The sequence below is a fragment of the Curtobacterium aurantiacum genome (genome assembly GCF_018598555.1).
In the GTDB taxonomy this organism is placed as follows: Bacteria; Actinomycetota; Actinomycetes; order Actinomycetales; family Microbacteriaceae; genus Curtobacterium; species Curtobacterium aurantiacum.
Genome location: NZ_JAHEWN010000003.1, coordinates 212849 through 238356, shown reverse-complemented (window position 1 = coordinate 238356; position 25508 = coordinate 212849). Strand labels below are relative to the sequence as shown.

28 protein-coding genes are annotated in these 25508 nt (G+C 71.3%); 21 read left to right on the top strand and 7 right to left on the bottom strand.

All coding sequences use genetic code 11. The features are described 5' to 3' along the window. The first annotated feature begins 24 nt into the window (after positions 1–24). The 4 genes from KK087_RS04745 to KK087_RS04730 are packed head-to-tail and all read left to right on the top strand — an operon-like array spanning position 25 to position 3713. A complete protein-coding gene (locus KK087_RS04745) occupies positions 25–672 on the top strand; it encodes an ABC transporter permease (protein WP_214543432.1) in 648 nt (215 codons plus the stop codon). Beyond that, the gene (locus KK087_RS04740) at positions 659–1930 is read left to right on the top strand and encodes an ABC transporter ATP-binding protein (RefSeq protein ID WP_017887899.1); all 1272 of its coding nucleotides are present in this window, start codon (positions 659–661) and stop codon (positions 1928–1930) included. Before KK087_RS04745 ends, KK087_RS04740 begins: the two co-directional genes overlap by 14 nt. After that, a complete protein-coding gene (locus KK087_RS04735; RefSeq protein WP_214530627.1) occupies positions 1927–2691 on the top strand; it encodes an ABC transporter permease in 765 nt (254 codons plus the stop codon). Before KK087_RS04740 ends, KK087_RS04735 begins: the two co-directional genes overlap by 4 nt. Next, a complete protein-coding gene (locus KK087_RS04730) occupies positions 2688–3713 on the top strand; it encodes a glycine betaine ABC transporter substrate-binding protein (protein ID WP_214543430.1) in 1026 nt (341 codons plus the stop codon). Before KK087_RS04735 ends, KK087_RS04730 begins: the two co-directional genes overlap by 4 nt. A 140-nt stretch (positions 3714–3853) precedes the next feature. Here KK087_RS04730 and KK087_RS04725 read toward each other — a convergent pair whose 3' ends face one another. Continuing rightward, the gene (locus tag KK087_RS04725) at positions 3854–4483 is read right to left on the bottom strand and encodes a TetR/AcrR family transcriptional regulator (RefSeq protein WP_214564360.1); all 630 of its coding nucleotides are present in this window, start codon (positions 4481–4483) and stop codon (positions 3854–3856) included. Between the two features lie 80 nt (positions 4484–4563). Between KK087_RS04725 and KK087_RS04720 the strand changes: the two genes are divergently transcribed. The 7 genes from KK087_RS04720 to KK087_RS04690 all read left to right on the top strand — a co-directional run bounded on the left by KK087_RS04720 (position 4564) and on the right by KK087_RS04690 (position 10590). Then, complete coding sequence (locus KK087_RS04720) at positions 4564–5292, top strand: ABC transporter ATP-binding protein (protein ID WP_214564359.1); 729 nt, start codon at positions 4564–4566, stop codon at positions 5290–5292. Next, positions 5289–6566 carry an ABC transporter permease gene (locus tag KK087_RS04715; RefSeq protein WP_214564358.1) on the top strand — a complete coding sequence of 426 codons (1278 nt, stop codon included), beginning with the start codon at positions 5289–5291 and terminating at the stop codon, positions 6564–6566. Before KK087_RS04720 ends, KK087_RS04715 begins: the two co-directional genes overlap by 4 nt. Positions 6567–6593: 27 nt before the next feature. Then, a complete protein-coding gene (locus tag KK087_RS04710; RefSeq protein WP_214564357.1) occupies positions 6594–7121 on the top strand; it encodes a GNAT family N-acetyltransferase in 528 nt (175 codons plus the stop codon). A 54-nt stretch (positions 7122–7175) separates the two neighbouring features. After that, positions 7176–7844 carry a hypothetical protein gene (locus KK087_RS04705; RefSeq protein WP_214564356.1) on the top strand — a complete coding sequence of 223 codons (669 nt, stop codon included), beginning with the start codon at positions 7176–7178 and terminating at the stop codon, positions 7842–7844. A 118-nt stretch (positions 7845–7962) separates the two neighbouring features. After that, the gene (locus KK087_RS04700; RefSeq protein WP_214564355.1) at positions 7963–8655 is read left to right on the top strand and encodes a hypothetical protein; all 693 of its coding nucleotides are present in this window, start codon (positions 7963–7965) and stop codon (positions 8653–8655) included. Positions 8656–8694: 39 nt separating this feature from the next. Then, positions 8695–10140: a phytoene desaturase family protein gene (locus KK087_RS04695; protein WP_214564354.1), complete on the top strand. Its 1446-nt coding sequence runs from the start codon at positions 8695–8697 to the stop codon at positions 10138–10140. A 6-nt stretch (positions 10141–10146) separates the two neighbouring features. Beyond that, entirely contained in the window at positions 10147–10590 is a 444-nt protein-coding gene (locus KK087_RS04690) for an SRPBCC family protein (RefSeq protein ID WP_214564353.1), read from the top strand. A gap of 75 nt (positions 10591–10665) precedes the next feature. Here KK087_RS04690 and KK087_RS04685 read toward each other — a convergent pair whose 3' ends face one another. Beyond that, the gene (locus KK087_RS04685; protein WP_214564352.1) at positions 10666–11484 is read right to left on the bottom strand and encodes a shikimate 5-dehydrogenase; all 819 of its coding nucleotides are present in this window, start codon (positions 11482–11484) and stop codon (positions 10666–10668) included. A gap of 79 nt (positions 11485–11563) precedes the next feature. Between KK087_RS04685 and KK087_RS04680 the strand changes: the two genes are divergently transcribed. From KK087_RS04680 to KK087_RS04670, 3 genes are all read left to right on the top strand, one after another. Then, positions 11564–12490, top strand: a complete 927-nt coding sequence (locus tag KK087_RS04680) for an NADP-dependent oxidoreductase (protein WP_250896306.1) — start codon at positions 11564–11566, stop codon at positions 12488–12490. 92 nt (positions 12491–12582) lie between these two features. Then, a complete protein-coding gene (locus KK087_RS04675) occupies positions 12583–12777 on the top strand; it encodes a PspC domain-containing protein (protein ID WP_214530611.1) in 195 nt (64 codons plus the stop codon). Positions 12778–12833: 56 nt separating this feature from the next. Then, positions 12834–14255, top strand: a complete 1422-nt coding sequence (locus KK087_RS04670; RefSeq protein WP_214564351.1) for an L-serine ammonia-lyase — start codon at positions 12834–12836, stop codon at positions 14253–14255. Positions 14256–14271: 16 nt separating this feature from the next. Here the strand turns inward: KK087_RS04670 and KK087_RS04665 are convergent, their stop codons facing one another. Genes KK087_RS04665 through KK087_RS04645 form a run of 5 tightly spaced genes read right to left on the bottom strand, consistent with a single transcriptional unit; the run spans position 14272 to position 18977 of the window. Next, the gene (locus KK087_RS04665) at positions 14272–15108 is read right to left on the bottom strand and encodes a class II fructose-bisphosphate aldolase (RefSeq protein ID WP_214564350.1); all 837 of its coding nucleotides are present in this window, start codon (positions 15106–15108) and stop codon (positions 14272–14274) included. Further along, positions 15105–16082 (bottom strand): 1-phosphofructokinase family hexose kinase, encoded by a 978-nt coding sequence (locus KK087_RS04660; protein ID WP_214564349.1) that lies wholly within the window; start codon positions 16080–16082, stop codon positions 15105–15107. Before KK087_RS04660 ends, KK087_RS04665 begins: the two co-directional genes overlap by 4 nt. Then, complete coding sequence (gene nagA / locus KK087_RS04655; RefSeq protein WP_214530607.1) at positions 16079–17197, bottom strand: N-acetylglucosamine-6-phosphate deacetylase; 1119 nt, start codon at positions 17195–17197, stop codon at positions 16079–16081. Before nagA ends, KK087_RS04660 begins: the two co-directional genes overlap by 4 nt. Then, positions 17194–18099 carry an ROK family protein gene (locus KK087_RS04650; RefSeq protein WP_214530606.1) on the bottom strand — a complete coding sequence of 302 codons (906 nt, stop codon included), beginning with the start codon at positions 18097–18099 and terminating at the stop codon, positions 17194–17196. The genes nagA and KK087_RS04650 overlap by 4 nt, the downstream gene beginning before the upstream one ends. After that, complete coding sequence (locus KK087_RS04645) at positions 18099–18977, bottom strand: SIS domain-containing protein (protein WP_214564348.1); 879 nt, start codon at positions 18975–18977, stop codon at positions 18099–18101. The genes KK087_RS04650 and KK087_RS04645 overlap by 1 nt, the downstream gene beginning before the upstream one ends. Positions 18978–19110: 133 nt before the next feature. Between KK087_RS04645 and KK087_RS04640 the strand changes: the two genes are divergently transcribed. The 7 genes from KK087_RS04640 (at position 19111) to KK087_RS04610 (ending at position 25459) form a co-directional block, all read left to right on the top strand. Continuing rightward, the gene (locus tag KK087_RS04640) at positions 19111–19899 is read left to right on the top strand and encodes a DeoR/GlpR family DNA-binding transcription regulator (protein ID WP_250900807.1); all 789 of its coding nucleotides are present in this window, start codon (positions 19111–19113) and stop codon (positions 19897–19899) included. A 147-nt stretch (positions 19900–20046) separates the two neighbouring features. After that, positions 20047–21270 (top strand): Gfo/Idh/MocA family protein, encoded by a 1224-nt coding sequence (locus tag KK087_RS04635; RefSeq protein WP_214564346.1) that lies wholly within the window; start codon positions 20047–20049, stop codon positions 21268–21270. Between the two features lie 23 nt (positions 21271–21293). Next, the gene (locus tag KK087_RS04630; protein WP_214564345.1) at positions 21294–22616 is read left to right on the top strand and encodes an ABC transporter substrate-binding protein; all 1323 of its coding nucleotides are present in this window, start codon (positions 21294–21296) and stop codon (positions 22614–22616) included. Between the two features lie 9 nt (positions 22617–22625). Beyond that, positions 22626–23603, top strand: coding sequence for a carbohydrate ABC transporter permease (locus tag KK087_RS17265; RefSeq protein ID WP_214564344.1), 978 nt, complete (start codon positions 22626–22628; stop codon positions 23601–23603). Next, positions 23600–24460: a carbohydrate ABC transporter permease gene (locus KK087_RS04620; RefSeq protein ID WP_250893249.1), complete on the top strand. Its 861-nt coding sequence runs from the start codon at positions 23600–23602 to the stop codon at positions 24458–24460. The genes KK087_RS17265 and KK087_RS04620 overlap by 4 nt, the downstream gene beginning before the upstream one ends. Next, positions 24457–25230 (top strand): hypothetical protein, encoded by a 774-nt coding sequence (locus tag KK087_RS17820; protein ID WP_214564343.1) that lies wholly within the window; start codon positions 24457–24459, stop codon positions 25228–25230. Before KK087_RS04620 ends, KK087_RS17820 begins: the two co-directional genes overlap by 4 nt. Positions 25231–25264: 34 nt before the next feature. Then, positions 25265–25459 (top strand): hypothetical protein, encoded by a 195-nt coding sequence (locus tag KK087_RS04610; RefSeq protein WP_017887924.1) that lies wholly within the window; start codon positions 25265–25267, stop codon positions 25457–25459. Positions 25460–25508: the final 49 nt, after the last annotated feature.

Here is a 25508-nt window from a genome sequence, read left to right as displayed (position 1 = left end):
CGACCGGAAGGGGAGCGCCCACCCGTGTTCCAGTACGTCGTGGAGCGATGGAACCAGATCTGGTTCGCATCGTGGCAGCACTTCTCACTGGTCGTCCAGTGCGTCGTCCTCGCCACGGTCATCGCCGTGGTGCTCGCCACACTCGTCTACCGCAGCCCCCGCCTGACCTCGGTCGCGAACGGGGTGTCCGCCATCGGCCTCACCCTGCCGTCCTTCGCGGTCATCGGCCTGCTCATCGTCCCGCTCGGCTTCGGCGTCCTGCCGTCGGTCGTGACGGTCGTCTTCTTCGCCGCGCTGCCGATCCTGCGCAACGCGGTCGTCGGCCTCGCCGAGATCCCGCCTGCCGTCGTCGAGTCGGCGCGCGGCATCGGCATGGGCCGGTTCCGCACCCTGCTGCAGGTCGAACTGCCGATGGCGTGGCCGATCATCCTCAGCGGCGTCCGTGTGTCCGCGCAGATGGTGATGGGCATCGCCGCCATCGCCGCCTACGCGCTCGGCCCGGGACTCGGCGGCTTCATCTTCTCCGGGCTCTCCCGCCTCGGCGGCGCCAACGCGCTGTCCTCCGTCGTGGTCGGGGTGGTCGGCGTCGTCCTGCTCGCCCTCGTCCTCGACCTGCTCCTCCTCGGCCTCGGCCGCCTGACCATCTCGAGAGGTATCCGTGTCCAGCACTGACTCCGCCACCACCACCGCGCCCGACGGGGACGTCACCGGACGCAGCATCCTGCTCGACGAGGTCACGAAGCGGTACCCCGGGCAGTCGAAGCCCGCCGTCGACGGCATCACGCTCGAGATCCCGGCCGGCAAGATCGTCATGCTCGTCGGCCCATCCGGTTGCGGCAAGACGACGACCCTCAAGATGATCAACCGCCTGATCGAGCCCACGCAGGGCCGGATCGTCGTCGGCGACGACGACGTCACGGGCATCGACGGCGACGAGCTCCGCCGCCGCATGGGCTACGTGATCCAGGCCGGCGGTCTCTTCCCGCACATGACGGTCGCGGCGAACATCGCGATCGTGCCGAAGATGCTCGGCTGGTCGAAGGAGAAGATCGCGGCGCGCGTCGACGAGCTGCTCGACCTGGTCTCGCTCGACCCCGACACCTACCGCGACCGGTTCCCCCGCGAACTCTCCGGTGGGCAGCAGCAGCGCGTCGGCGTGGCCCGTGCGCTTGCGGCGGACCCGCCCGTCCTGCTCATGGACGAGCCGTTCGGCGCCGTCGACCCGATCACCCGCCAGCGCCTGCAGGACGAGCTCCTGCGCATCCAGGAGGAGCTGCACAAGACGATCGTCATCGTCACGCACGACTTCGACGAGGCCGTGAAGCTCGGCGACTGGATCGTCATCTTCACCGAGGGCGCACACATCGTGCAGTACGACACCCCCGAGCGGATCCTGGCCGAGCCGGCGAACGAGTTCGTCGAGAACTTCATCGGTTCCGGCGCCGGCCTGAAGCAGCTCACGCTGAACCGCGTGCGCGACGTCGAGGTCGAGTCCGCTGTGACCTGCTCCCCGGGCGAAGAGGTCAAGGCCGTGCTGCAGCGGATGAACGAGGCCGGCGGGCACCAGCACGCCGTCGTCGTCGACCACCGCCAGCGTCCGATCGGGTGGCCCTCGCGCCGCCAGCTCGAGCGCCTCGACCGCATCCCCGACGGCGTCGAGCCCGGCCTGCCCGTCGTGGGCGAGGCCGCGACCCTCAACGACGCGCTCGACACCATGCTCGTCTCGAGCGCCGGCGCCGCACTGGTCACCGGTCGTCGTGACGCCTTCCGCGGGGTCATCACCGTCGAGACCGTGATGGAGGCGATCACCCGCTCCCGCGCGACCGCCGCCGGTGACCAGGCCTACACGCCGGTCGGCACGAACACGAACCCGATCGAGACCATGCCGTCGTCGCCGGTGTCGGCGATGCCAACCGGAGAAGACCTGTGAGCGCAGTCGCCGTCGCCGGCCCCGCCACCGGCGCGAGCACCTCGTGGAAGGGCCTGCTGTTCCAGCCGATCGCGATCCTGGTCGTCCTGGGCGGCTTCGCGGTGTGGCTCGCGACGGCGGACCTGACCCCGACGGAGCGCACGACGCTCAACCCGGCGGACATCCTCGCCCTGACCGGCCAGCACCTCGTGCTGACGCTCCAGTCGACGGTCCTGGTGCTCCTGATCGGCATCCCGCTCGGTGTCGTCCTCACCCGCGGGCCGCTGCGCCGGGCGAGCCCGTACGTCCTCGCCGTCGCGAACTTCGGGCAGGCGGCCCCGGCCGTCGGCCTCATCGTGCTGCTCGCCGCCTGGCTCGGCCTGAACAGCTCGTCGGCCGTCATCGCGCTCGTGCTCTACGCGATCCTGCCGGTCCTCCGGAACACCATGATCGGCGTGCAGAGCGTCGACGCGCGGCTGGTCGAGGCCGGTCGGGGCATGGGCATGAGCGCCTTCAGCGTGCTGATGCGCGTCGAACTGCCGCTCGCGGTGCCCGTGATGCTCTCGGGCATCCGGACCGCACTGGTGCTGCTCGTCGGCACGGCGAGCCTCGCCACCTTCGTCGGTGCGGGTGGCCTCGGCCTGCTCATCACCACGGGCGTGACGCTGTTCCTGCCGAAGGTGCTCATCGCCGGGGCGCTCCTGGTGGCCCTGCTCGCCCTCTCCATCGACTGGCTCGGCCGCGTGGTCGAGACGGTCGCACGACCGAAGGGACTCCGATGACCCGCCGCACCCGCAGCACCCGCCGCACCCGCACCCGGGTCGGAGCCGCCGCGTTCGTCGCCGGTGCCACCGCCCTCGTCCTGACCGGCTGCGGCCTGCAGCCCGCCACCTCGTTCGTGCCGGAGGCCGGTGCCGGCTCCATCCAGCGCATCGACGACCTGCCGGCCGACGCACACATCACCGTGACGTCGAAGAACTTCACTGAGCAGCTCGTGCTCGGCAAGATCGCCGTGCTCGCCGCCAAGGCCGCCGGGTTCGACGTCACCGACGAGACGAACGTGCCCGGCAGCGTCGCGGTCCGTGAGCTCATGACCTCACACGCGGCCGACTTCACGTACGAGTACACCGGCACCGCCTGGCTGACCTTCATGGGCCACGCGGAGGGGATCCCGGACAAGACCGAGCAGTGGACGGCGGTGAAGAAGGAGGACGCCGGCAACGGGCTGACCTGGCTCAATCCGGCGCCGATGAACAACACCTACGCGTTCGCGGTCCGCGACGAAGCGGTCAAGGAGCTCGGGGACGTCAAGACGCTCTCCGACATCACGAAGCTGCCGGTCGACCAGCGCACGTTCTGTGTCGAGTCGGAGTTCAACTCGCGTGCCGACGGCTTCAAGCCGATGCTCAAGAAGTACGGCTTGGAGCTCGGTGGATCGGGCGCGAACGGGGTGCCGAGCCGCAACGTCAGCATCCTCGACACCGGCACGGTCTACACGGCCACCGATCGCGGCAAGTGCAACTTCGGCGAGGTCTTCACGACCGACGGCCGCATCAAGTCGCTCGGGCTGACGGTGCTCGACGACGACCAGGGCTTCTTCCCGGCGTACAACGTCGCTCCGGTCATCGACTCGGAGACGCTCAAGGAGTACCCGCAGCTCGAGGGGATCTACGACCAGATCTCGCCGAAGCTCACCGACGCCGTGCTGCAGGAGCTGAACCGCCAGGTCGACGTCGAGGGGCGTGAGCCGGCCGACGTCGCCTTCGACTGGATGGTGAAGGAGGGCTTCATCACGAAGCCCTGACCGTTCTCGACGCACCCACCGACGGACGGGAGGCGCGGTGCCAGCCGGCACCGTCCCTCCAGGCACGGCCGTCACCCCGCTGGCGCGGTGTGCCGGTACTGGCTGGTGGGGCCCACCTCCCGTCCGTTCGTGGTCGCGTCTCAGGCCGCGGCGATGCGCGCTGCCGTGTCGCGGATCGACGCGACCACCGCGGCCCGCACCTGCTCCGGGTCGGACCCCTCGTGCCGGGCCGAGCTCCGCAGCCCCGTCATGCACATACCGAGCAGCATCTCCGCCGCCTGCGGGGTCGCGGCCTCGGGGCCCCAGGCCGGGTCGCGCTCGAGGATGGTGCGCACCGCGCCGGTCATCGCCTCGGCGACCGTGGTCATCCGCGCCACCTGCCGCCGCATCAGCTGGGGGAACCGCACGATGACCTCCTTGCGCTCGAGTCGCTCGTGCTCGTCACCGAACGACGACCCGAACACCAGGAACGCCAGGTCGACCACGGCCTGCGCCGCCGGTTCGCCCGCGACGGCTGCCAGGTGCGCCTCGAGGGTGGCGGGATCGAGGTCGAGCTCGGTGTGCCCGAGGACCGCGTCCTCCTTGCTCTCGAAGTAGTTGAAGAACGTCCGCGGGGAGACGTCGGCCCGCGCGGCGATCTGCTCGATCGTGGTGCCGTCGACGCCCTGCTCGAGGGCCAGGGACCGAGCCGCCTCGGCGATGCGGTTGCGGGTCTCGATGCGCTTGCGGTCACGGAGACCGAGTTCTGACGGCGTCGCGGAGTCGGGCATGGCCCGACTGTAACCGGAACGTCACATGATCTACGGCAAACGCAAACTTGCAGTCGTGCACCGGACACTACGGTGAACCCATGACCACTCCCGTGCTCGAGGCCCGTGACCTCGCCAGGACCTACGGCCGCGGCGCAACGCGGTTCGACGCCCTCAAGGGGGTGTCGCTGGCGGTGCACCAGGGCGAGAGCCTGGCCATCGTCGGCAAGTCCGGCTCCGGCAAGTCGACGCTCATGCACCTGCTGGCGCTGCTGGACAAGCCGTCGGCCGGGCAGGTGCTGCTCGACGGCACCGACGCGGCGACGCTGGGCGCGCGACAGGTGAACCGCACGCGCAACAGCACCTTCGGGTTCGTGTTCCAGCAGTTCTTCCTGACGCCGAAGACCTCGGTGCTCGACAACGTCGTGCTCCCGCTCAAGATCGCCGGCGTCTCCGGCGCCGAGCGGAAGCGCCGGGGCATGGCGGCGCTCGACGCCCTCGGCCTGGCCGACAAGGCGAAGAACGACGCGAACGACCTGTCCGGTGGGCAGAAGCAGCGCGTGGTCATCGCCCGGGCACTGGTCGGCGAGCCGAGCGTGATCTTCGCCGACGAGCCGACCGGCAACCTCGACACGAACACCGGGCAGGTGGTCGAGGACATGCTGTTCGGGCTGCAGCGCGAGCGGGGGATCACGCTCGTCGTGGTCACGCACGACGAAGAGCTCGCCGCACGTTGCGACCGCAGCGTGAACGTCCGCGACGGCCTGATCGTCGGCGGCTCGGACGACGCGGTCGACGCGCCGGCCACCCACGGAAGGCACTCCGCATGAACGTCCTCGACCTCCTGCGCACCGCGGTCGCCAACACCTTCCGCTCGAAGCTGCGCACCACCCTGACGGTCATCGCGATCTTCATCGGCGCGTTCACGATCACGCTCACCTCGGCCATCGGCACGGGCGTCAGCAACTACATCGACAGCCAGGTCTCCTCGATCGGTGACGACGGCACCCTCGTCGTCACGAAGGCCGTGGACAGCACCTCGACCGACAGCGGCCCGGCGGAGTACGACCCCGAGGCCTCCGGTCAGAGCGTCGACCGCGGGCCGGCGTCGTTCGCGTACCTGTCGCAGTCGGACATCGACGCCATCGAGAAGACCGACGGCATCACGAGCCTCCGCCCCGCGGTCGCGCTCGCGCCGAAGTACGCCGAGTACGGCGACCAGGGCAAGTACGTCGTCTCGCTCACGGCCAACGCCGGGGAGCTCGACGCCGACCTGGCGAGCGGGAAGCAGCTCGACGACCAGACCGACACCAACCAGGTGATGCTGCCGACCGACTACCTGAAGAACATGGGCCTCGGCAGCGCCTCCGCCGCCGTGGGCAAGGAGCTCACCTTCGCCGTCGACGACTACCAGGGCAAGGCGCACACGCTCACCGCCACGGTCGTCGGGGTGCAGAACGAGTCGCTGTTCGGCAGCGGAGCCGGGGCGAACGCCGCACTGACCGACGCCATGCAGGCCGCGCAGGAGATCGGCAAGCCCGACTCGATCGCGACGTCCTACGCAAGCGCCACCGCGACGCTCGACTCCGACGCCTCCGTCACCGCGGTCAAGAAGTCCCTGGCCGACGACGGGTACCTCGGCCAGACCATCCAGGACCAGCTCGGCCAGTTCCAGACGGTCATCAGCGGCATCGTGGGGGTCCTGAACGCCTTCGCGGTGATCGCCCTCATCGCCGCCGGCTTCGGCATCATCAACACCCTGCTCATGAGCGTGCAGGAGCGCACCCGCGAGATCGGCCTGATGAAGGCGATGGGCATGGGCGGCGGCAAGGTCTACACGCTGTTCTCGCTCGAGGCGGTGTTCATCGGGTTCCTCGGCAGCGCGATCGGGGCCGGGGCCGCGATCCTGCTCGGCACGGGCATCTCGAACGTCCTGGCCGGCACGCTGCTGAAGGACCTGCCGGGGCTGCAGATCATGCAGTTCGCGCCGGGATCGGTCGCGACGATCATCCTCGTCGTGATGTTCATCGCGTTCCTGGCGGGCACCCTGCCGGCACGACGAGCCGCACGGCAGAACCCGATCGAGGCGCTCCGGTACGAGTGACAGGCAGGGGTGCCTAGTGTCTGGACGGTGACGACGTTCGGACGCGACCTCGGTGACGGCTACGCGCTGACGCTGCGCGACCTGACGACGGTCGACCAGGTACTCGCACTGGTGCACGCCAACACCGATCGTCTGCGGGCCGCGGAGCCCTGGGCCTGGGATCCCCAGACCCGCGAGGCCATCGCCCTGCACACGGAGCGGCTGCTCGGCCAGTTCGCGATGGACCGCGCGCTGCCCTGCGTCATCCGCGCCCACGACCGGATCGTCGGGGTGGCCTCGCTGACGTTCGACCCGTACCTGGGACAGGCATCGCTCGGCTACTGGGTGGACGCCGGACAGGAGGGCCGGGGTGTCGCCCGGCGGGCCGCCACCGTCCTGATCGGGGTCGCCCGGGCGCGCGGCGTGGCACGCATGGAGATCCGGACGGCCGTCGACAACGTCCGGAGCCGCGGGCTCGCCGAGCGGCTCGGCTTCGCGCACGAGGGCACCCTGCGCGGCGCCCTGCCGCTCGGACCGGAGCGGGTCGACGTGGCGGTCTACGGCCTGCTGCTCTGAGCCAGCCCGCCCTCGTGCAGACGGACCGACACCGGTCGCCGGTATCGTCGGAGCATGGCCCTGTTCGGACGACGCAACCACGACGTGCGCGATCGACCCATCAGCCAGGTCGAACTGAAGCGGGCGGTCGACGAGGGCTTCCTCATCGCGAAGGCCGCCGTCACGATCGCGGTGGCCAACCGCATCATCACGAACGCCCTGCGCGACCAGGGGTACTTCGACCACGCGCTCATCGCCGAGGCCACGCGGCAGGAACTCCACCGCATGGCCGAGGAACAGCGGGGTGACGCCGAACGCATGCGCGCGATCCGGTCCACCTCGAGCAAGCAGAAGGGCCGCTCCCGCCACCAGCACGACTACCGGCGGGGCGACGACCTGAAGCTCCGGATGCGCGAGGCCACGTACGAGCAGCTCGCCACCATGCTCGACAAACGACGCGACGACCAGCACTTCGTCGACGGCATCGTCCTCGCCGCCCGGGCCCGGGCCTGGGACGACATCGGCACCACCGTCGTGGGGCGGCTGGGGTGGGCGCAGCGCCCGGCGGACGACTACGAGATCGGTCGCGACGACCGGCTGCAGCAGATGCTCGACGAGGACTTCGCCGAGCTGCTCGCCGAGCACCCGGTCGGCTCGACCCCGGTCGGCTCCGACGAGCCCGACGACGCAGACGGTGACCAGGACGAGTCCGACCCGGCCGATCCGGACACGTCGCGCACCTGACCGGTACTTGATATACCGACTCGTCTTCGATACGCTCATCGAGTAACGCCCCAGGACCATTCGGCTCGCCGGACTCCTGGGGCGATTGCTGTGTCAGAGGGGTGCGACGAGGGGCGCGATGATCGATCCAGCCACGCTGCAGGCACTCCCGAGGCTGCTCAGCGCAGCGCGTTTCGGCCGTTACGCCGCTCGCTACGACGGCCGTACCGACCTCGCTGCCCGGCTCTACGCCTGGAACTCAGAGATCGCGTCGGCGTTCTGGGGTCCCGTCGGTTGCCTCGAAGTGTTCGTCCGGAATGCCCTCCACGACGAACTCCGCCGGGGGCGTCGGGACGACTGGTGGAACGACCCCGCAGTGCACCTGCTGGAACGCGAACGCAGAGCGGTCGACGACGTCACTCGAACCCTGCGTCGACGGGGCTTCTCCGATCCCGAACCGGATCAGGTGGTCGCTGCGACGAGCTTCGGTTTCTGGGTCGGCCTCACCGATGCGGGCATCCCCCGAGACCCGTTCTGGAGCTACGAGACGACGCTCTGGCAGCCCCGGCTCGTGCACGCGTTCCCCGGCCTGGGGGCGGTCCGACGCAAGCAGCTGCACCGGCGACTCGATGCCGTGCGGAGATTCCGGAACCGGCTCGCTCACCACGAACCCATCCACAACGCGCCGTTGGCGGCCATCCGCGACGACATCGTCGCGATCGCCGGAGCGATCGATCCCGACGCAGCGGCCTTCATCACCGGTGCGCACCGTATCGACGACGTCCTGGCTCGGAAGCGGATGGCGGTGTCGACAGGCGCTTCGGTGATCTGACCGACACCACACGCAGTCACGAGTCCCTAGGCTCGGTGCATGGTTGATGCGGTGGTCGTCGGTGCCGGACCCAACGGGCTCGCGGCAGCGGTGACGCTCGCGCGCGCCGGACTGTCGGTCGAGGTCGTCGAACGGAACGACACGATCGGCGGCGGCGCCCGCACGGCCGAGCTCACCCTGCCCGGCTTCCTGCACGACGTCTGCTCCGCCGTGCACCCGATGGCCCTGCAGTCCGAGTTCTTCCGGCTGTTCCGCATGGAGGAGCGCATCGAGCTCCGCCTGCCCGAGGTGCAGTACGGCCACCCGCTCGACGGCGGCCGCGCGGGCATCGCGTACCAGGACCTCGACCGCACCGCCGCTGAACTCGGTGTCGACGGACCGGCCTTCAAGCAACTGATGGCGCCGCTGTCCCGGAACGCCGACCAGGTCGCCGACTTCGCGACCGACGCGCTCCTGCACGTGCCGCGGCACCCCCTGACGGTCCTGCGCTTCGGTCTGCGGGCGCTCGAGCAGGGCACCGCCGCGTGGAACCTGCGCTTCCGCGGCGAGGCCGCCCCGGCGATGGTGTCCGGCGTCGCGGCGCACTCGATCCAGCACCTGCCGTCCTTGTCCACCGCGGCGGCGGCACTGTCGCTCGGCTCCTACGCGCACGCCCGCGGCTGGCCAGTACCGATCGGCGGCAGCCAGGCGATCGTCGACGCGCTCGCCGCCGACCTCGTGGCGCACGGCGGCCGTATCGTCACCGGGCAGGAGGTCCGAGCGCTCGGTGACCTCACCCCGGCGAAGGCGGTGCTGTTCGACACGAGCGTGCCCGGCATGCTCCGGATCGCGGGCAAGCAGATCCCGACCCCGAAGCGCGGTGCACTGCGACGCTTCCGGTTCGGCAACGCCGCGGCGAAGGTCGACTTCGCGCTGTCCGACCCGGTGCCGTGGACCAACGAGTCGCTGCGGAAGGCCGGGACCGTGCACATCGGCGGGACCCGCCAGGAGATCGCGGCCGCCGAACGTGCCGTGGCGCACGGCCAGCACGCCGAGCGCCCGTACGTGCTCGGCGCGGAGCCGACCGTGGTGGACCCGACCCGCGCCCCGAAGGGCAAGCACGTCTTCTGGGCCTACGCGCACGTCCCCGCGGGGTCGGACGTCGACCCGACCGAGGCCGTCACCCGCCAGATCGAGCGGTTCGCGCCGGGGTTCCGCGACGCGATCCTGTCGTCGAGCTCCCGCACCGCCGTGCAGATGGGCGAGTACAACCCGAACTACGTCGGTGGCGACATCGCCGCCGGTGCCGCGAGCTTCTGGCAGCTCGTCAAGCGGCCCGTCCTGTCCAGTGACCCGTGGCGGATGGGCGGCGGCATGTACCTGTGCTCCGAGTCGTCCGCCCCCGGCCCCGGTGTGCACGGCATGGCCGGGTGGCACGCCGCGAAGAGCGCTCTCCGGCACACCTTCGGGCTGCCGGAGGACGTCGACCTCACCCCGGAAGGCTGATCCACCATGGCGAAGAACGTCCGCATCCTGCACTGCCGCCCCGAAGCCGTCTTCGACGTGCTCGCGGACGGCTGGCTCTACACGACCTGGGTGGTCGGGGCCTCGCGCATGCGCCGGGAGGAGTCCGAGTGGCCCCAGGTGGGCGCCCGGCTGCACCACTCGTTCGGCGCGTGGCCGATCGTGATCAACGACGTCACCACCTCGCTCGTCTGGGAGCCGCCGCACCGCATGGTCATCCAGCCCCGGGGCTGGCCGATCGGTGAAGCCCGCGTCGAACTCACGGTCGAGCCGCACCGGCACGGCTGCAAGGTCACGATCGTGGAGAACGCCGTGGCCGGTCCGGGCTCGTACGTGCCCGACTTCCTGATGCAGCCGCTCATCTGGATCCGCAACCGCGAGACGCTCCGCCGCCTCGAGTGGGTGTCCGTCGGGCGCGCGGCCAACGCCTGAGACGTCCCAGCAGACGGACGGGAGGCCCGTGGCGGCGTCGCCACGGGCCTCCCGTCCGTCCTGTGGGTGCGTCGACTACTCAGCCCGCGAGAACTCGCTGGCGCGCGCCACCTGGTCGTCGGTCAGGGTGACGCCTGTGTACCGCTCGAACTGGCGCGCCGCCTGCAGGGCGATGACCTCGGCGCCGGTGATGACGTGCTTGCCGGCATCGCGGCCTGCGCGCACGAGCGGGGTCTCCGACGGGAACGCGACCACGTCGAAGACGGTGTGTGCGGCCTCGATCCGTTCCGGCGCGAAGGCGAGCGCGTCCTGCTGATCGCCGCGCATGCCGAGCGGGGTGACGTTGACGACCAGGTCCGTCTCCCCCGCCTCGCGTTCCTCGGCGACCCACTCGTAGCCGTACTGCGACGCGAGCGCCGGGCCGGTCTGCTCGTTCCGGGCGACGACCGTCAACCGGTCGAAGCCGGCACCACGGAACGCCGCGGTGACGGCCTTGGCCATGCCGCCGGAACCACGGAGCAGCACGCGCGACGTGGGGTCGACCCGGTGGGAGCCGAGGAGCGCGGCGATCGCCTCGTAGTCGGTGTTCGACGCGGTGAGCACACCGTCGTCGTTCACGACCGTGTTGACCGACTGGATGGCGGCGGCGGAGTCCTCGATGTGGTCGACGAGCGGGATGATCGCCTCCTTGAAGGGCATCGACACCGAGCAGCCGCGGATCCCGAGCGCGCGGATGCCGGCGACGGCGCCCGGCAGGTCGGTCGTGGTGAACGCCTTGTACAGGAAGTTGAGCCCCAGCTCGTCGTACAGGAAGTTGTGGAACCGGGTGCCGATGTTGCTCGGTCGGGCGGCCAGCGACATGCAGACCCGCATGTCCTTGTTCAGGATGGGCATGTCCACAGTCTCCCACTCCCCCAACGATGGAGCGGTCCACACGGACCGGTCGCGGCGCTCCGGGGTAGCGTCGGGGGTGATGACTGAGATCCCGGAGACCATGCGCGCTGTCCGCTTCGACGAGTGGGGTGACCGATCGGTCCTGCACGTCGCCGAGGTGCCCGTCCCCGAGGTGTCGCCCGGTCGGGTGCTCGTCCGCGTGCGCGCGGCGGGCATCAACCCCGGCGAGTCGGCGATCCGCCAGGGCGCGTTCGGCGGCGACCTCCCGTCCGGGCAGGGCACCGACTTCGCCGGCATCGTCGTGGCCGTCGGCGCCGAGGTCGACGGCGTCGACGAGGGCGAAGAGGTCATCGGCTGGTCGTGGGACCGTGCGAGCCAGGCCGAGTACGTCTCCGTGCCGGCCGTCCAGGTCGTGCAGAAGCCTCGCTTGCTCGACTGGACCGTCGCCGGCGGGCTCGACGTGGTCGCGACCACCGCGGCCGCCGCCGTCCGCGCCGTGGATCCGCGTCCCGGCGAGACCGTCGTGGTGTCCGGCGCCGCCGGTGGGGTGGGCGGCTTCGTCACCCAGCTGCTCGCGAACGAGGGCATCGACGTCATCGCCGTCGCGTCCGAGGCGAACCACGAGTGGCTCCGCTCCAAGCGTGCGCGGCCGGTCGCGTACGGCGACGGGCTGCAGGAGCGCATCACCGAACTCGCGACGAACGGCGTCGACGCGGTGATCGACACCCACGGCGCCGAGTACGTCCGGCTCGGCATCGCCCTCGGGGTACCGGTCGACCGCATCGAGACGATCATCGCGTTCGACGAGGCCGCCGAGGTCGGGGCGAAGACCTCGGGCAGCGCGGACACCGCCGACCCGGAGATCCTCGGGGCGCTCGCGCTCGAGGTCGCGAACGGCGCGATCGAGGTGCCCGTCGCCGCGACCTACCCGCTCGACCGCGTGCAGGACGCCTTCGCTGAGCTCGAGCAGGGCCACACCCGCGGCAAGATCGTCCTCATCCCCTGATCGTCCGCCCGGCGGACCCGGGGGTTTCCCCCACCACACTCGGGGTGCGCCCCGGATGCGCGGGGTCGGCGGGGTTGCGTAGCGTCGTCCCCATGAGCACACTCTCCCGTCCCCGCAACGGTCGTCTCCTCGCCGGTGTCTGCGCCGGTCTCGCCGACCGCTTCAACCTGTCCCGCACGCTGCTCCGGGTGGTCTGGGTCATCCTGAGCTTCTTCCCCGGACCGCTGTGGATCGCCTACGTCGTGCTGTGGTTCGTGATGCCGCCCGAGGGTGGCCGTCGGCGCTGAGTCCTTCCGCGCCGGGCGCTGGGCACCGCGCCGTCCGGACGGGTTAGTGTGGCCGCGTGCCGGTCTCCGTCTTCGATCTGTTCAGCGTCGGTGTCGGCCCCTCGAGCTCGCACACCGTCGGGCCGATGCGGGCCGGTGCCGAGTTCGCCGCCCTCGTCCGTGACCTCCCGGTCGCGTCCGTCGTGGTCGACCTGTACGGGTCCCTCGCATCGACCGGGCAGGGTCACGGCACCCTCGGCGCCGTCGTCGCCGGGCTCATGGGGTCGCACCCGGAGACCGTCGACCCCGATGCGATGGTCCTCGCGCTCGAGACCCTCGAGCGCGACGGTGTCCTGCGGCTCGACGGTGGTGCGACCGTGCCGTTCCGCCTCGCCGACATCGTCCTGCACCCCCTGACGATGCTGCCCCGACACCCCAACGCCATGCGGCTGCGCGCCCGTGACGCCGCGGGCGCCGACCTGGCCGACGAGACGTACTACTCGATCGGCGGTGGGTTCATCGCCCGGGACGAGGATGCCGAACCCCGGGGCCGCACGGATGCCGACGGCGCGTCGGCCGCTGTCGCCGGGGCCGCCATCCCCGTGGACGACACCGTGCCGTACCCGTTCTCGAGCGGTGCCGAGCTGCTCGCCGCCTGTGCGCGCTCGGGCCTGCCGATCAGCGGTGTCGCGCTCGCCAACGAGGCCGTCACCCGCTCGGTCCCCGAGGTCCGCTCCGGGCTGCTCGGCATCCACGGTGTGATGGAGTCGTGCGTCGAGCGCTCCGTGCTCCGCGGTGGCTGCCTGCCCGGCGGGCTCGACGTCCGACGTCGAGCCGCCACCTGGTACGAGCAGCTCACCCGCGAGGACCCCGACCACGACCCGCTGTTCGCGATGGAGTGGGTGAACCTCGTCGCCATGGCCGTCAACGAGGAGAACGCCACCGGTGGCCGCGTCGTCACCGCCCCGACGAACGGCGCCGCCGGCATCATCCCCGCGGTGCTGTACTACGTGCTCACCTACGTGCCGACGGTCTCCGGGGCCTCCACGGCGGAGCGGGACGACGCCGTGGTCCGGTTCCTGCTCACCGCCGGGGCGATCGGGTCGATCTACAAGGAACGGGCGTCGATCTCCGGAGCCGAGGTCGGGTGCCAGGGCGAGGTCGGGTCGGCCGCCTCGATGGCCGCGGCCGGGCTCGCCGAGGTCCTCGGCGGCACCCCGGAGCAGGTCGAGAACGCCGCCGAGATCGCGATGGAGCACAACCTCGGGCTGACCTGCGACCCGATCGGCGGCCTCGTGCAGATCCCGTGCATCGAGCGGAACGCGATCGCCGCGAACAAGGCCGTCAACGCCGCACGGATGGCCCTGCGCGGCGACGGGGTGCACCACGTCTCGCTCGACCAGGTCGTCGAGACGATGCGGCAGACCGGGGCGGACATGTCGTCGAAGTACAAGGAGACCGCGATGGGCGGGCTCGCGGTGAACGTCCCGCTCTGCTGAGCGTCGCGGTCGCGCCTCAGGCGTGCAGGAGCGTCAGCAGCCGTGCGGTCTCGGTGGCGATCGCGTCGCGGCCCGCCGACACGTACTTGCGCGGGTCGACGACGTCCGGCCGCTCGTCGAGCACGGTACGGAGCGCCCGGGTGAACAGGCCGTTCAGGTGCGTCGAGATGTTGATCTTCGTCATCCCGGCGTGCACGGCGCCGCGGAGTTCGTCGTCGGACAGACCCGAGGACCCGTGCAGCACGAGCGGCACCGGCACCGTGGCACGGAGCCGCTCGACGAGGTCACGGTCCACCGAGGCCTCGCGCGTCTGCATCGCGTGCGAGGTCCCCACCGCGACCGCCAGGGCATCGACCCCGGTGTCGGCCACGAACGCGGCGGCGTCGGTCGGATCGGTCCGGACGCCCGGCGCGTGCACGCCGTCCTTGCCGCCGACCTCACCGAGCTCCGCCTCGATCCCGACACCGGCGACGTGGCAGCGCTCGGCGAGTTCGCGGGTCGCAGCCACGTTGGCCGCGAAGTCCAGGTGCGAACCGTCGTACATGATCGAGTCGACGCCGAGGTCGACCCCGGCGACGACGAGTTCCGGGTCCTCGATGTGGTCGAGGTGCACGAGGACCTCGACGTCGGCGGCGCGGGCGATGGCCTGGGTCGCGGTCGTGATCGGTGCGAGACCGCCGTGGTAGCGGACGCAGTTCTCACTGATCTGCAGGATGACCGGCAGTCCGGCCAGTTCGGCGCCGGACACGATCGCCTCGGCGTGCTCGAGCAGGACGACGTTGAACGCGCCGACGCCGCGGCGGGCCGAGCGGGCGGTGTCGAGCAGGCCGGTGAGGGCGAGGTCGGTGATCATGCTGGGGTCCTCGTTCGGTCGTGGGCGGGATCGGGCGGGGTGGACAGGAACCGGTCGACGTCGGCCGGGTCGACCTCGCCCGCCACCGGTCGGAGGACGGCGGCGGCCCCGAACGCTGCGGCCGACCGCAGTGCGCGGAGCAGGGTCGCGTCGTCGGTTGCGATGTCGGTCTCGGCACTCGTGAGGGCACGGACGAGCCCGGCGGTCGCGGCGTCACCGGCACCGGTCGGGTTGCCCGAGACCCCCGCGACCGCCGGGACCTCGAGGACGTGCTGGGTGGTGTGGGCGGCGATGCCCTCCGAGCCGCGTGAGACCACGACGACGGTCGCGCCGAGTCCGAGGAGACGGAGTGCCCCGGCGCGTTCGTCGTCGGTGCCGGTGGCGTCGAGCAGTTCCTCGCGGTTGGGCTTGCAGACGGTCACGCCGGCCGAAGCGGCTGCCACCAGTGCCGCACCGGAGCAGTCGACCACGGAGGGGACGCCACGGCGGCGAGCGGCGGCGACCCACCGGGCGACGACCGCGGGATCGGTGTCCCGGGGCAGGGAACCGGACACGACCAGGGCAGTGGCGTAGAGGGCACCGGATGCACCGCCGTCGAGCAGCGTTCCGACCGCGGTGGTGACCGAGTCCCACTCGTGCGGGCTGAGCACGGGTCCGGGCTCACCGAACATCGTCGGGTGTACGAGGTCGTCCACCACCGTCACGGTCGTGCGGGTCTCGCCGAGCACGTCGACGTCGGTGTGGGCGAGTCCGAGGGCGTCGAGGGTGTGGCTGATCCAGCGCCCGCCGTCGCCGCCGAGGGGCAGCACGGCGTGGGTCGGGACTCCGGTGGCCGCGAGGACCCGGCCGACGTTCAGCCCTTTGCCGCCGGGTCGCCGCTGGACCTCGAGCACGCGCTGGGTCTCGCCGATGCGCTGTTCGGCGACCCGGTAGGTCACGTCGACCGCCGGGTTCGGGGTGACGACGAGGATCACGCGACCACCGCCGTCGGCAGGGCTCGGACACTGCCGTGCACCGGGTCGACCACGAGCAGGTCCGCCGGGGCACCCACGCTGAGCGGTGCCGGCGACCCGAGCAGCTGCGCCGCACGCCCCGCGGACGCGGCCACGACCTCGGGAAGGGGTGTCCCCGCCTCGACCAGGTGGCGGACGGCGTCGGCGACCGTGATCGTGCTGCCCGCCAGCGAGGAGCCGTCGGCGAGGACGGCGACACCGTCACGGACGGACACTGCCGACCCGGCGACCGTGTATGCGCCGTCCGGGCAACCGGTCGCGGCCATCGCGTCGGAGACCAGGACCATCCGACCCGGGGCGCTGCGCTGGACGACCGTGACCGTCACGGGGTCGAGGTGGTGCCCGTCGACGATGCACTCGAGCAGCACACGGTCGTCGGACAGGGCGACCCCGACCGGCCCGGGTGCACGGTGGTGGAGCGGCGGCATCCCGTTGAACAGGTGGGTGACGAGCGAGGCGCCGGCGTCGATCGCGCGGCGGGTCTGCTCGGCGGTGGCGTCGGTGTGGCCGATGGCGACGACGACCCCGGCCGCGACGAAACGGGCGACGGCGTCGAGTGCACCCGGGAGCTCCGGCGCCAGCGTGACGATCCGCAGTGCGCCGTCCGCTGCGTCGCAGTAGGCGTCGACCTCGGCCGGCTCCGGTGCGTGCAGCAGGTCGACGCGGTGAGCCCCGCGCCGGGCCGGAGCGAGCCACGGCCCCTCCAGGTGCAGTCCGGCGAGCGTGCCGTCCGCCACGAGCGGCCGGAGTCGTGTGAGGGCTGCGACGGTGTCCGCGCGCTCCCCCGTGGCGACGGACCCGACCAGGGTGGTGGTGCCGCGCGACCGGTGGTGCGCTGCGGCGGCGCGGGCGTCCTCGGCGGAGCACCCGGCGAAGTCGTGTCCCAGGGCCCCGTGGGCGTGCAGGTCGACGAACCCCGGAAGGACCGCGCCGTCGACCGTGACGGCGGTGTCCGTGCGCATCGGGGACCCGGTGCCGGTCGCCAGGACGGTGTCGTCGTCGCCGATGACGAGCCAGCCGTCGTGCAGGTCGGCTCCGGCCGTCACGATGCGCGGGGCGCGGACGAGGGTCGTCACAGCAGGACCCCCGTGTCGAGCAGTGCCCGTGCGAGGAGCCCCGCGCCGATGGCACCGGCTGCATCGCCGTGCCGGGCCGGGGCGATGACGGGGACGCGGACGCCCTGGAGGCGTGCCGTCACGGCGGCGCGCAGCGGGTCGAGCAGCAGCGGGCCGGACTCGGCGAGTCCCCCGCCGACGATGATCGTGTGGCAGCCGGCGACCGCGGTGGTCCAGGCGAGGGCATCGGCGAGCACCCCGACGCAGTCGTCCCAGACGGCGGTGGCTGCGGGGTCGCCGTCGCGGACCCGGAGCATCACGGCATGCGCGGACGGAGCCCCGGCACGGCGTGCGACTCCCCCGGCGGACGCGATCTCCTCGACGCGGCTGCCCGCGTGCGCCCCGCTCTGGATCCGGACCTGTCCGATCTCCCCGGCCCAACCACCGCCGGGGACGACGACGCCGTCGACCACCAGGGCGCTCGCGAGCCCGGTGCCGACCGGCACGAAGGAGACCGACCCCCGAGCGAGTTCGGGGTCGCCGGCGCGGACCTCGGCCAGTGCGCCGGCGCGGACGTCGTGGCCGAAGGCGAGCGGGACGTCGATCCCCCGACGCAGGAGTTCGGCGCGGACGACGCCACGCACGGGCACGTCCCGCCATCCGAGGTTGACCGACAGGACCACGGTGCCGCGGGTCTCGTCGACGACCCCCGGGGTCACCAGTCCGATCGCCCCGAGCGGCGCACGCTGCGAGGCCCGTACAGCCAGTTCGGCGACGACCGTGGCGAGCCGTCCGGCGTCCGGGTCGTCGCGAGGCGTCGGTACCCGGGTCTCGTCGAGGACGAGTCCTTCGGCATCCGTCAGCCGGGCCTTGATGCCCGTGCCGCCGACGTCGACCCCGAGCACCGCGCCTGCGCCGCCCATCAGGTGAGGATGACCGACCGGGTCAGCGACCGGGGGTTGTCCGGGTCGAGGCCGCGCCCTTCGGCCAGGGCGACGGCGAACCGGTGCACCACGACGAGTCCGGCGATCGGGTCGAGGTCGTGCTGGACGAAGCGGGCGCCGGTGGCTGCGACCTCGTCGGCCAGGCCGTCGGGTGCGGCACCGAGCGACCACACGAGCCGGCCGGGCTGCGCGATCGCGATGGGTCCGTGCCGGTAGTCCATCGCCGGGTAGGACTCCGCCCAGAACTGTGCGGCCTCACGCGTCTTCAGCGCGGCCTCGAACGTCAGGCCGACGGCGGCACCACGACCGACGAACGAGACCTGCTCGGCGTCGAGCAGGTCGTCGATGGGCAGCGTGAGCGCCGTCTCGGCCTGGGCCGCGAGCGCGTCGACGTCGTCACCGATGGACGCCCGCAGCAGTGCGAGCGTCGTGGTGGCGAAGCGGGTCTGGACGACCGAGCGCTCGTCGGCGAAGGGCAGCGCGACCACCTGATCGGCGACGGCTGCGGCGGGGCTGTCCGCGACGGCGGTGATCAGGACGGTCCGCTGGGACGGCAGGGCCTGCAGCAGGTCGACGATCTCGGTCGTCGTGCCCGAGCGGCTGATCGTGAGCACGCGGTCGTACTCACGGGACGCGGGGTACTCGGACCCGGCGAAGGCGTCGGTCAGGCCGAGGCCTGCCTGCTCACGTGCGACGGCGTAGCTCATGGCGATGAACCAGCTCGTACCGCAGCCGACCACGGCCACGCGTTCGCCCGGCTGGGGGAGCGCGTCGGCGAACGTCGGCAGGAGTGCGGCGGCTGCGCGCCAGGTCTCCGGCTGCGAGGCCAGTTCAGCGCTCACGAAGGTGTCGGTCATGGGAGCCTTCCGGGTCCGGATCGATCCGGGTGATCGATGATCAGGAAGCGTAGCGAGCGATCGTGCGCAAGGGAAGGGCAAAACGTCATTCCCGATCACCGGGCGTCGGTGGCGACGCCGTAGGATGACGGGCATGACCCCCCAACAGCGGCTCAACGCCCTGCTCGAACTGGTGAGCGAACGCGGCAACGTGTCGATCGCCGAGATCGGGGAGCTGCTCGGGATCTCCGCCGCGACGGCCCGACGCGACCTCGCCATGCTGGCCGACCAACGGCTCGTCACGCGCACGCACGGGGGAGCGGCAGCACTCGGCGCCGGGTACGAGCTGCCGCTGCAGTACAAGATCGCCCGTCAGGCCGAGGCGAAGACGGCGATCGCCCGTGCCGCGGCCCGGCTGGTGCAGCCCGGCGAGACGGTCGGGCTGAACGGCGGGACGACGACGACCGAGGTCGCGCGTGAACTCGGCAAGAGCGAGCGGTTCATCCGCGCCGACGGCGAGTTCGGCATCACGATCGTGACGAACGCCCTGAACGTCGGGTACGAGCTGTCCGTCCGCGCGAACGTCAAGATCGTGGTCACCGGCGGAGTCGCCCGTCGACAGTCCTACGAGCTCGTCGGGCCACTGGTCCGGGACACCCTCGACGAGTTCGCCCTCGACCTCGTGGTCCTCGGCGTCGACGGGCTCACCGGGCAGTACGGGGCGACGACCATGCACGAGGGCGAGGCCGAGGTCAGCCGGCACTTCGCCTCGGTCGGGCGACGCGTGGTCGTGGTCGCCGACTCCACGAAGGTCGAACGCGCGACCTTCGCCCGGATCTGCCCGCTGGACCGCATCGACGTCCTGGTCACGGACCAGCCGGTGCCGTCGTCGTTCGCCGCCGACCTCTCGGCCGCGGGCGTGGAGCTCGTCGTCGCGGACTGACCGTTCTGCCCGCCCCGGCGGGACCGGACCCGACGTTTCCATCGTGTAAAACCCTGCTCGGCGTGGATGCGTGAGCGATCCGTGAGCGCCTATTGTGCATTCATGATCGATTCGGCATCATGGTCGTCACATTCACGCAAGGGAGCGATGAGCATGGGCGCTGACAACGCAGGACTCCGCGTCGCGGTGATCGGGATGGGCCAGCGGTCCGCCATCGCGCGGCACGTGGCCGACGCCACGGCCGCCGACCCGGCGCTGGCCGCACGGGTCGTCGCCGTCGCGGACGTCACCGCGGCGGGCCGGGAGCGTGGGCACGCCGAGTACCCGGACGCCGTGGTGGTCGAACATCACCGCGACCTCACCGGCCACGTGGACGCCGCGATCGTCACCACGCCGGACTGGACCCACGCCGAGATCGCGATCGACCTGCTCCGCGCGGGGATCGCCGTCTACCTCGAGAAGCCACTGGCCATCACGGTCGAGGACGCCGACGCGGTGCTGAACACCGCGGCCGAGACCGGGACGCCGCTGTACGTCGGCCACAACTTCCGGCACGCCGCCGTGGTCCGCCTGATGCGCGAGGTCATCGCCCGCGGCGAGATCGGCGAGGTGAAGGCCGTCTGGTGCCGGCACTTCGTCGGCAACGGCGGTGACTACTACTTCAAGGACTGGCACGCCGACCGCACCAAGGTGAACTCCCTGCTCCTGCAGAAGGCGAGCCACGACCTCGACGTCATCCACGCCCTCGGCGGCGGCGACACGGCCCGCGTCGTCGGCATGGGTTCGTTGTCCGTCTACGGCGAGGTGACCGACCGGCGCGACCGCAGCGGTGAGCTCATGGGGGACTGGTTCTCCCACGACAACTGGCCGCCGCTCGCCCAGACCGGGCTCAACCCCGTCGTCGACGTCGAGGACGTCTCGATGGTGATGATGACGCTCGACAACGGCGTGCAGGCCAGCTACGAGCAGTGCCACTTCACCCCCGACTACTGGCGGAACTACACCGTCATCGGTACCGAGGGGCGTCTCGAGAACATCGGCGACACCGGCGGCGGCGTCGTGAAGGTCTGGACCCACCGTCGCGGCTGGGACACCGCGGGGGACCGGGAGTACCCGATCGACGGCGTCGAGGACGGCCACGCCGACGCCGACCTGCTCACCATGACCGAGTTCCTGCGGTCCGTCGCCCTCGGCGAACCGGCGGAGCTCTCCCCGATCGCGGCCCGCGCCGCGGTCGCCGCCGGCGCGCTGGCCACGCGCTCGCTCCGCACCGGGTCCGTCCCCATCGACGTCCCGCCGCTGCCGGCCGAGACCATCGCGCACTTCACCCACCCCACCACCACCCACCCCGCCCAGACCGTCGGCTCCTGACGGCCGTGCGAAAGGACCTCCCGATGACCGCACACATGCCCACCCGAGGAACCGGCGTGCGCCGCGCCCTCCTCGGTGCCGTCGCCGCACTCGGCGCGGCCGCACTCCTCGCCGGCTGCTCCTCGTCGTCCGGGGCGTCGAGCTCCGGCGACTACGAGGCCGCGCCGAAGGACACCAAGGCGTCCCTGACGTACGCCGTCTGGGACGAGAACCAGGTCAAGGCGATCAAGGCCAACCTGAAGGGCTTCAACGAGGAGTACCCGGACATCAAGGTCAGCGTCGACGTCACGCCGTACGCCAACTACTGGACGAAGCTGCAGACGCAGGGCTCGAGCAACACGCTGCCCGACCTGTTCTGGATGAACGGCCCGAACTTCCAGCTCTACGCGGCCAACGGCAAGCTCGCGCCGATCACCGGCGAGGTCGAGTCCGGTGACATCGACGCGTCGAAGTACTCGAGCGCGCTCAACGACCTGTACACGTACGAGGACACCCAGTACGGCGTGCCGAAGGACTTCGACACCATCGGTGTCTGGGTCAACAAGTCGCTGTTCGAGCAGGCCGGCATGGACCTGCCGTCGAAGGACTGGACCTGGGACGACTTCCAGCAGACCAGCGCCGAACTGTCCGAGAAGCTCAAGGCGAAGGGCGCCTACGGGGCGGCCGGCGGCATGGACGGGCAGACCACGTACTACAACACGATCCTGCAGGCCGGGGGATCGGTCCTGAACGCGGACGGCACGGAGTCCGAGTACGCCACGAAGGCCTCCGAGGACGGCCTGCGGTTCTGGACCGACCTGATCGACTCCGGCGCCTCACCATCGATCAAGCAGCTCACCGACACCACCGCCGACCAGTGGTTCACCTCGGGCAAGCTCGCGATGTACCAGGGCGGCAGCTGGTTCCGATCGGCCCTGACCGGCACCGAGCTCGAGCAGGACGTCGTCGCCTACCCGCTGCCGAAGGGCAAGGAACAGGCGACCGTCATCCACGGCGTCTCGAACGTCGTGTCCGAGGCGAGCAAGGACAAGGCCGCAGCGCAGGCGCTGCAGGTCTACCTCGCGGGCAAGACGGCCCAGCAGCAGCAGGGCGACATGGGCGCGGTCATCCCGGCGTACGAAGGCACGCAGGGCGCGTTCACGAAGACGATGCCCGACGCCGACCTGCAGGTGTTCCTCGACGCGGTCGACTACGCGAAGCCGCTGCCGGTGTCGAAGAACACCGCCGCGTGGAACACCCTCGAGACCACCCTGCTGCCGAGCGCCTTCGACGGGTCGAAGCCCGTCGACCAGGTGGCGGAGGACCTCGCACAGAAGATGGACGCCGCCCTCGCCAAGGAGAAGTAGGTCCCACCCGTGACGATCAACACCGAGCGGCCCCCGGCCGCAGCCACCCCCGCCCGGACGACGCGTTCGTCCGGGCGGGGCGCCCCCGGCCCACGAGCCGACGGCGGGCGAGCACCGCGACGGACCGACGGCTGGTGGCCGTGGCTCTTCGTCCTCCCGCTGCTCGCCGGTGTCGGCACCTTCTACATCTGGCCGATCATCCAGACGTTCTGGTACTCGTTCACCAGCTGGGGCGTCTTCGGCGGAGCGACGTTCACCGGGGTCGCGAACTACGTCCGGCTGGTCGGCGACCCGCAGCTGTACCAGTCGCTGCTCAACACGGTGATCTACACGCTCGTCGTCCTCGCCGGCATCCCGATCGCGGTGTGGCTCGCCAGCCTGCTGAACACCCCGGGGCTGCGGTTCGCCCAGTTCTACCGGGTGCTCTTCTTCCTGCCGTACGTCGCCATGCCCGCGGCGATCGCCCTGGTCTGGCGGATCATGTACAACGGCGACTACGGCATCGTGAACTGGTTCCTCGGGAACTTCGGCATCGACGGCCCGTACTGGATCTCGACGCCCGGGTTCGCGCTCGTCGCGGTGAGCCTCGTCGGCCTCTGGTCGTCCCTCGGGTTCTCGATGATCATCCTCGGCGCCGGACTCAAGGACATCCCGCCGGAGCTCTACGAGGCCGCGGAGCTCGACGGCGCGAGCCGGTGGCGGCAGTTCCGGTCGGTGACCGTGCCCCTGCTCAGCCCGAGCATCTTCTTCGTGGTGATCGTCACGACGATCTCGAGCTTCCAGCTCTTCGACCTGCTGTACGCCATCCTCGGCAGCACCAACCCGGTGATCCCGAAGACGATGTCGCTCGTCTTCTACTTCTACAGCGCCGGGTTCATCGACAACGACAAGGGCTTCGCGGCCGCGATCGCCATGGTGATCTTCCTGCTCATCGGCATCGTCACGCTCGTGCAGTTCCGCGTCCAACGGAAGTGGGTGCAGGGATGACCGCCACCGTCACACCTCCTCGGGCCGCACGTCGGCCGGGCCGTCGCGGCGGCAGCCACTGGTGGATCCACGTCGTCCTCGGCGTCGGCGGGTTCGCGATGGCGTTCCCGTTCCTCTGGCAGATCATCATGTCGCTGTCCACGAACGCGCAGGTGCAGTCCGTCACGCCGGTCTTCTGGCCGGGGGAGCTGCAGTGGCAGAACTACGCGCAGGTCTTCGAACGCCTGCCGTTCCTCAGCCAGCTCGGCACGTCGGTGTACGTCACGATCATCCGGACGCTCGCGCAGATCGTCCTCTGTACCCTCGCCGGGTACGCCTTCGCGCGGATGCGGTTCCGCGGCCGGGCGGCCCTGCTCGCGATCGTGCTGTCGATCCTGCTCGTGCCCTCGCAGGTCTACCTGATCTCGCAGTACCAGATCGTGCAGGGGCTGGGCTGGCTCGACACCCTGATGGGGATCGTGGCGCCCGGACTGTTCAGCGCGTTCGGCACCTTCCTGATGCGGACCGCGTTCCTGAACATGCCGCCCGAGCTCGAAGAGGCCGCGCGGATGGACGGCGCGAACCCGTTCCAGACGTTCTGGCGGATCATGCTGCCCCTGGCCCGGCCCTCGATCAGCGTGCTCGCGATCACGACCGTGCTGTGGTCGTGGAACGAGCTGCTCTGGCCGCTCGTGGTCTCCACCCGAGCCGAGGACATGCCCCTCGCGGCTGGCCTGGCGACGCTGTCCAGCGACCGCACGATCGACTACCCGGTGCTGATGGCCGCCAGCCTGATGGCGATGGCGCCGGTGCTCATCATGTTCGTCGTGCTGCAGCGTCGGGTGATGGACGGGCTCGCGTCGTCCGGTCTGAAGTGACCACCGCGACCCCCGGCCTGGAGGCCCGTCCCGCGTCCCGCGCGGTCCTCGCCGCCGCCGTGGGGTCACCGGACGACTCCGCCACGGTGGCGGCCGCACTGGCCGCCACCGTGGCCGACGCCGGACCCGCGGAGCGGGACGCACTGCTGGTCGCAGCGCTCCGCGCCGCCGTGCCGGACACCGCCGTCGCCCTCGCGGAGCGCGGGTTCCCGCGGAGCCTGGCCGAGGCGTCCGTCGCCGACGTCGACCGCAAGCTCGCACGCTACGGCCTGCAGGGCACGGGGGTGGAGTGGCTCGTCGCCGTGGCGACCGGGCGCGTGGTGGCCGTGGGGCGCCTCCAGTTCGAACTCGGCGACCACCTGGCGGACGGCACGCCGGCCTGGGGCGTGCACGTGCCGGAGACCGGGCCGCTCGACCCGGCCGCCTGTGACCGCTCGTTCGCCCGCGCGCCCGAGGTCCTGCGCGGCCTCGCACCGCAGCTCACTGCGGACCGGTGGCAGTGCCGCTCGTGGATGCTCGATCCGGGGCTGGCCGCCGCGCTCGGTCCCGACGCCAACCTCGTGCGCTTCGCCCGGCGTTTCCGGCTCGCTCCGCCAGGGGAGCACGACGCGACCGAGGGGGACGCCAGCGTCGCCAAGTTCGTCTTCGGGGTGCCGCTGGCGACCGCCCGTGCCGCGGCGCCGACCGGCCGGTTGCGCGCGGCCGTGCTCGAGCGCTGGGCGAGCGGCGCGCACTGGACCGAACGGACCGGCACCGCACCGGTGACCTGATCACCCGACGCCGCGGCCGCGTACCGTGCACGACATGACGAAGCCCGACCACGACCACCTCGACGACGGCGTCGACATGACCTTCGAGGAACGCCGGCAGGACACGTTCCGCCGCATGTCCGGATCCGACGAGCACGACGCCGATCCGCGGGTCGAGGTGTCCCGAGCCGAGGACGGCGACGTCCGCATCGACGTCGCCGACACCGCGGCGGTCCGACCCGGCGAGTGACGCCCGTTCCGGCCCTGGTCCGCCGGGGTCGGTGGGGCAAGGCATGATC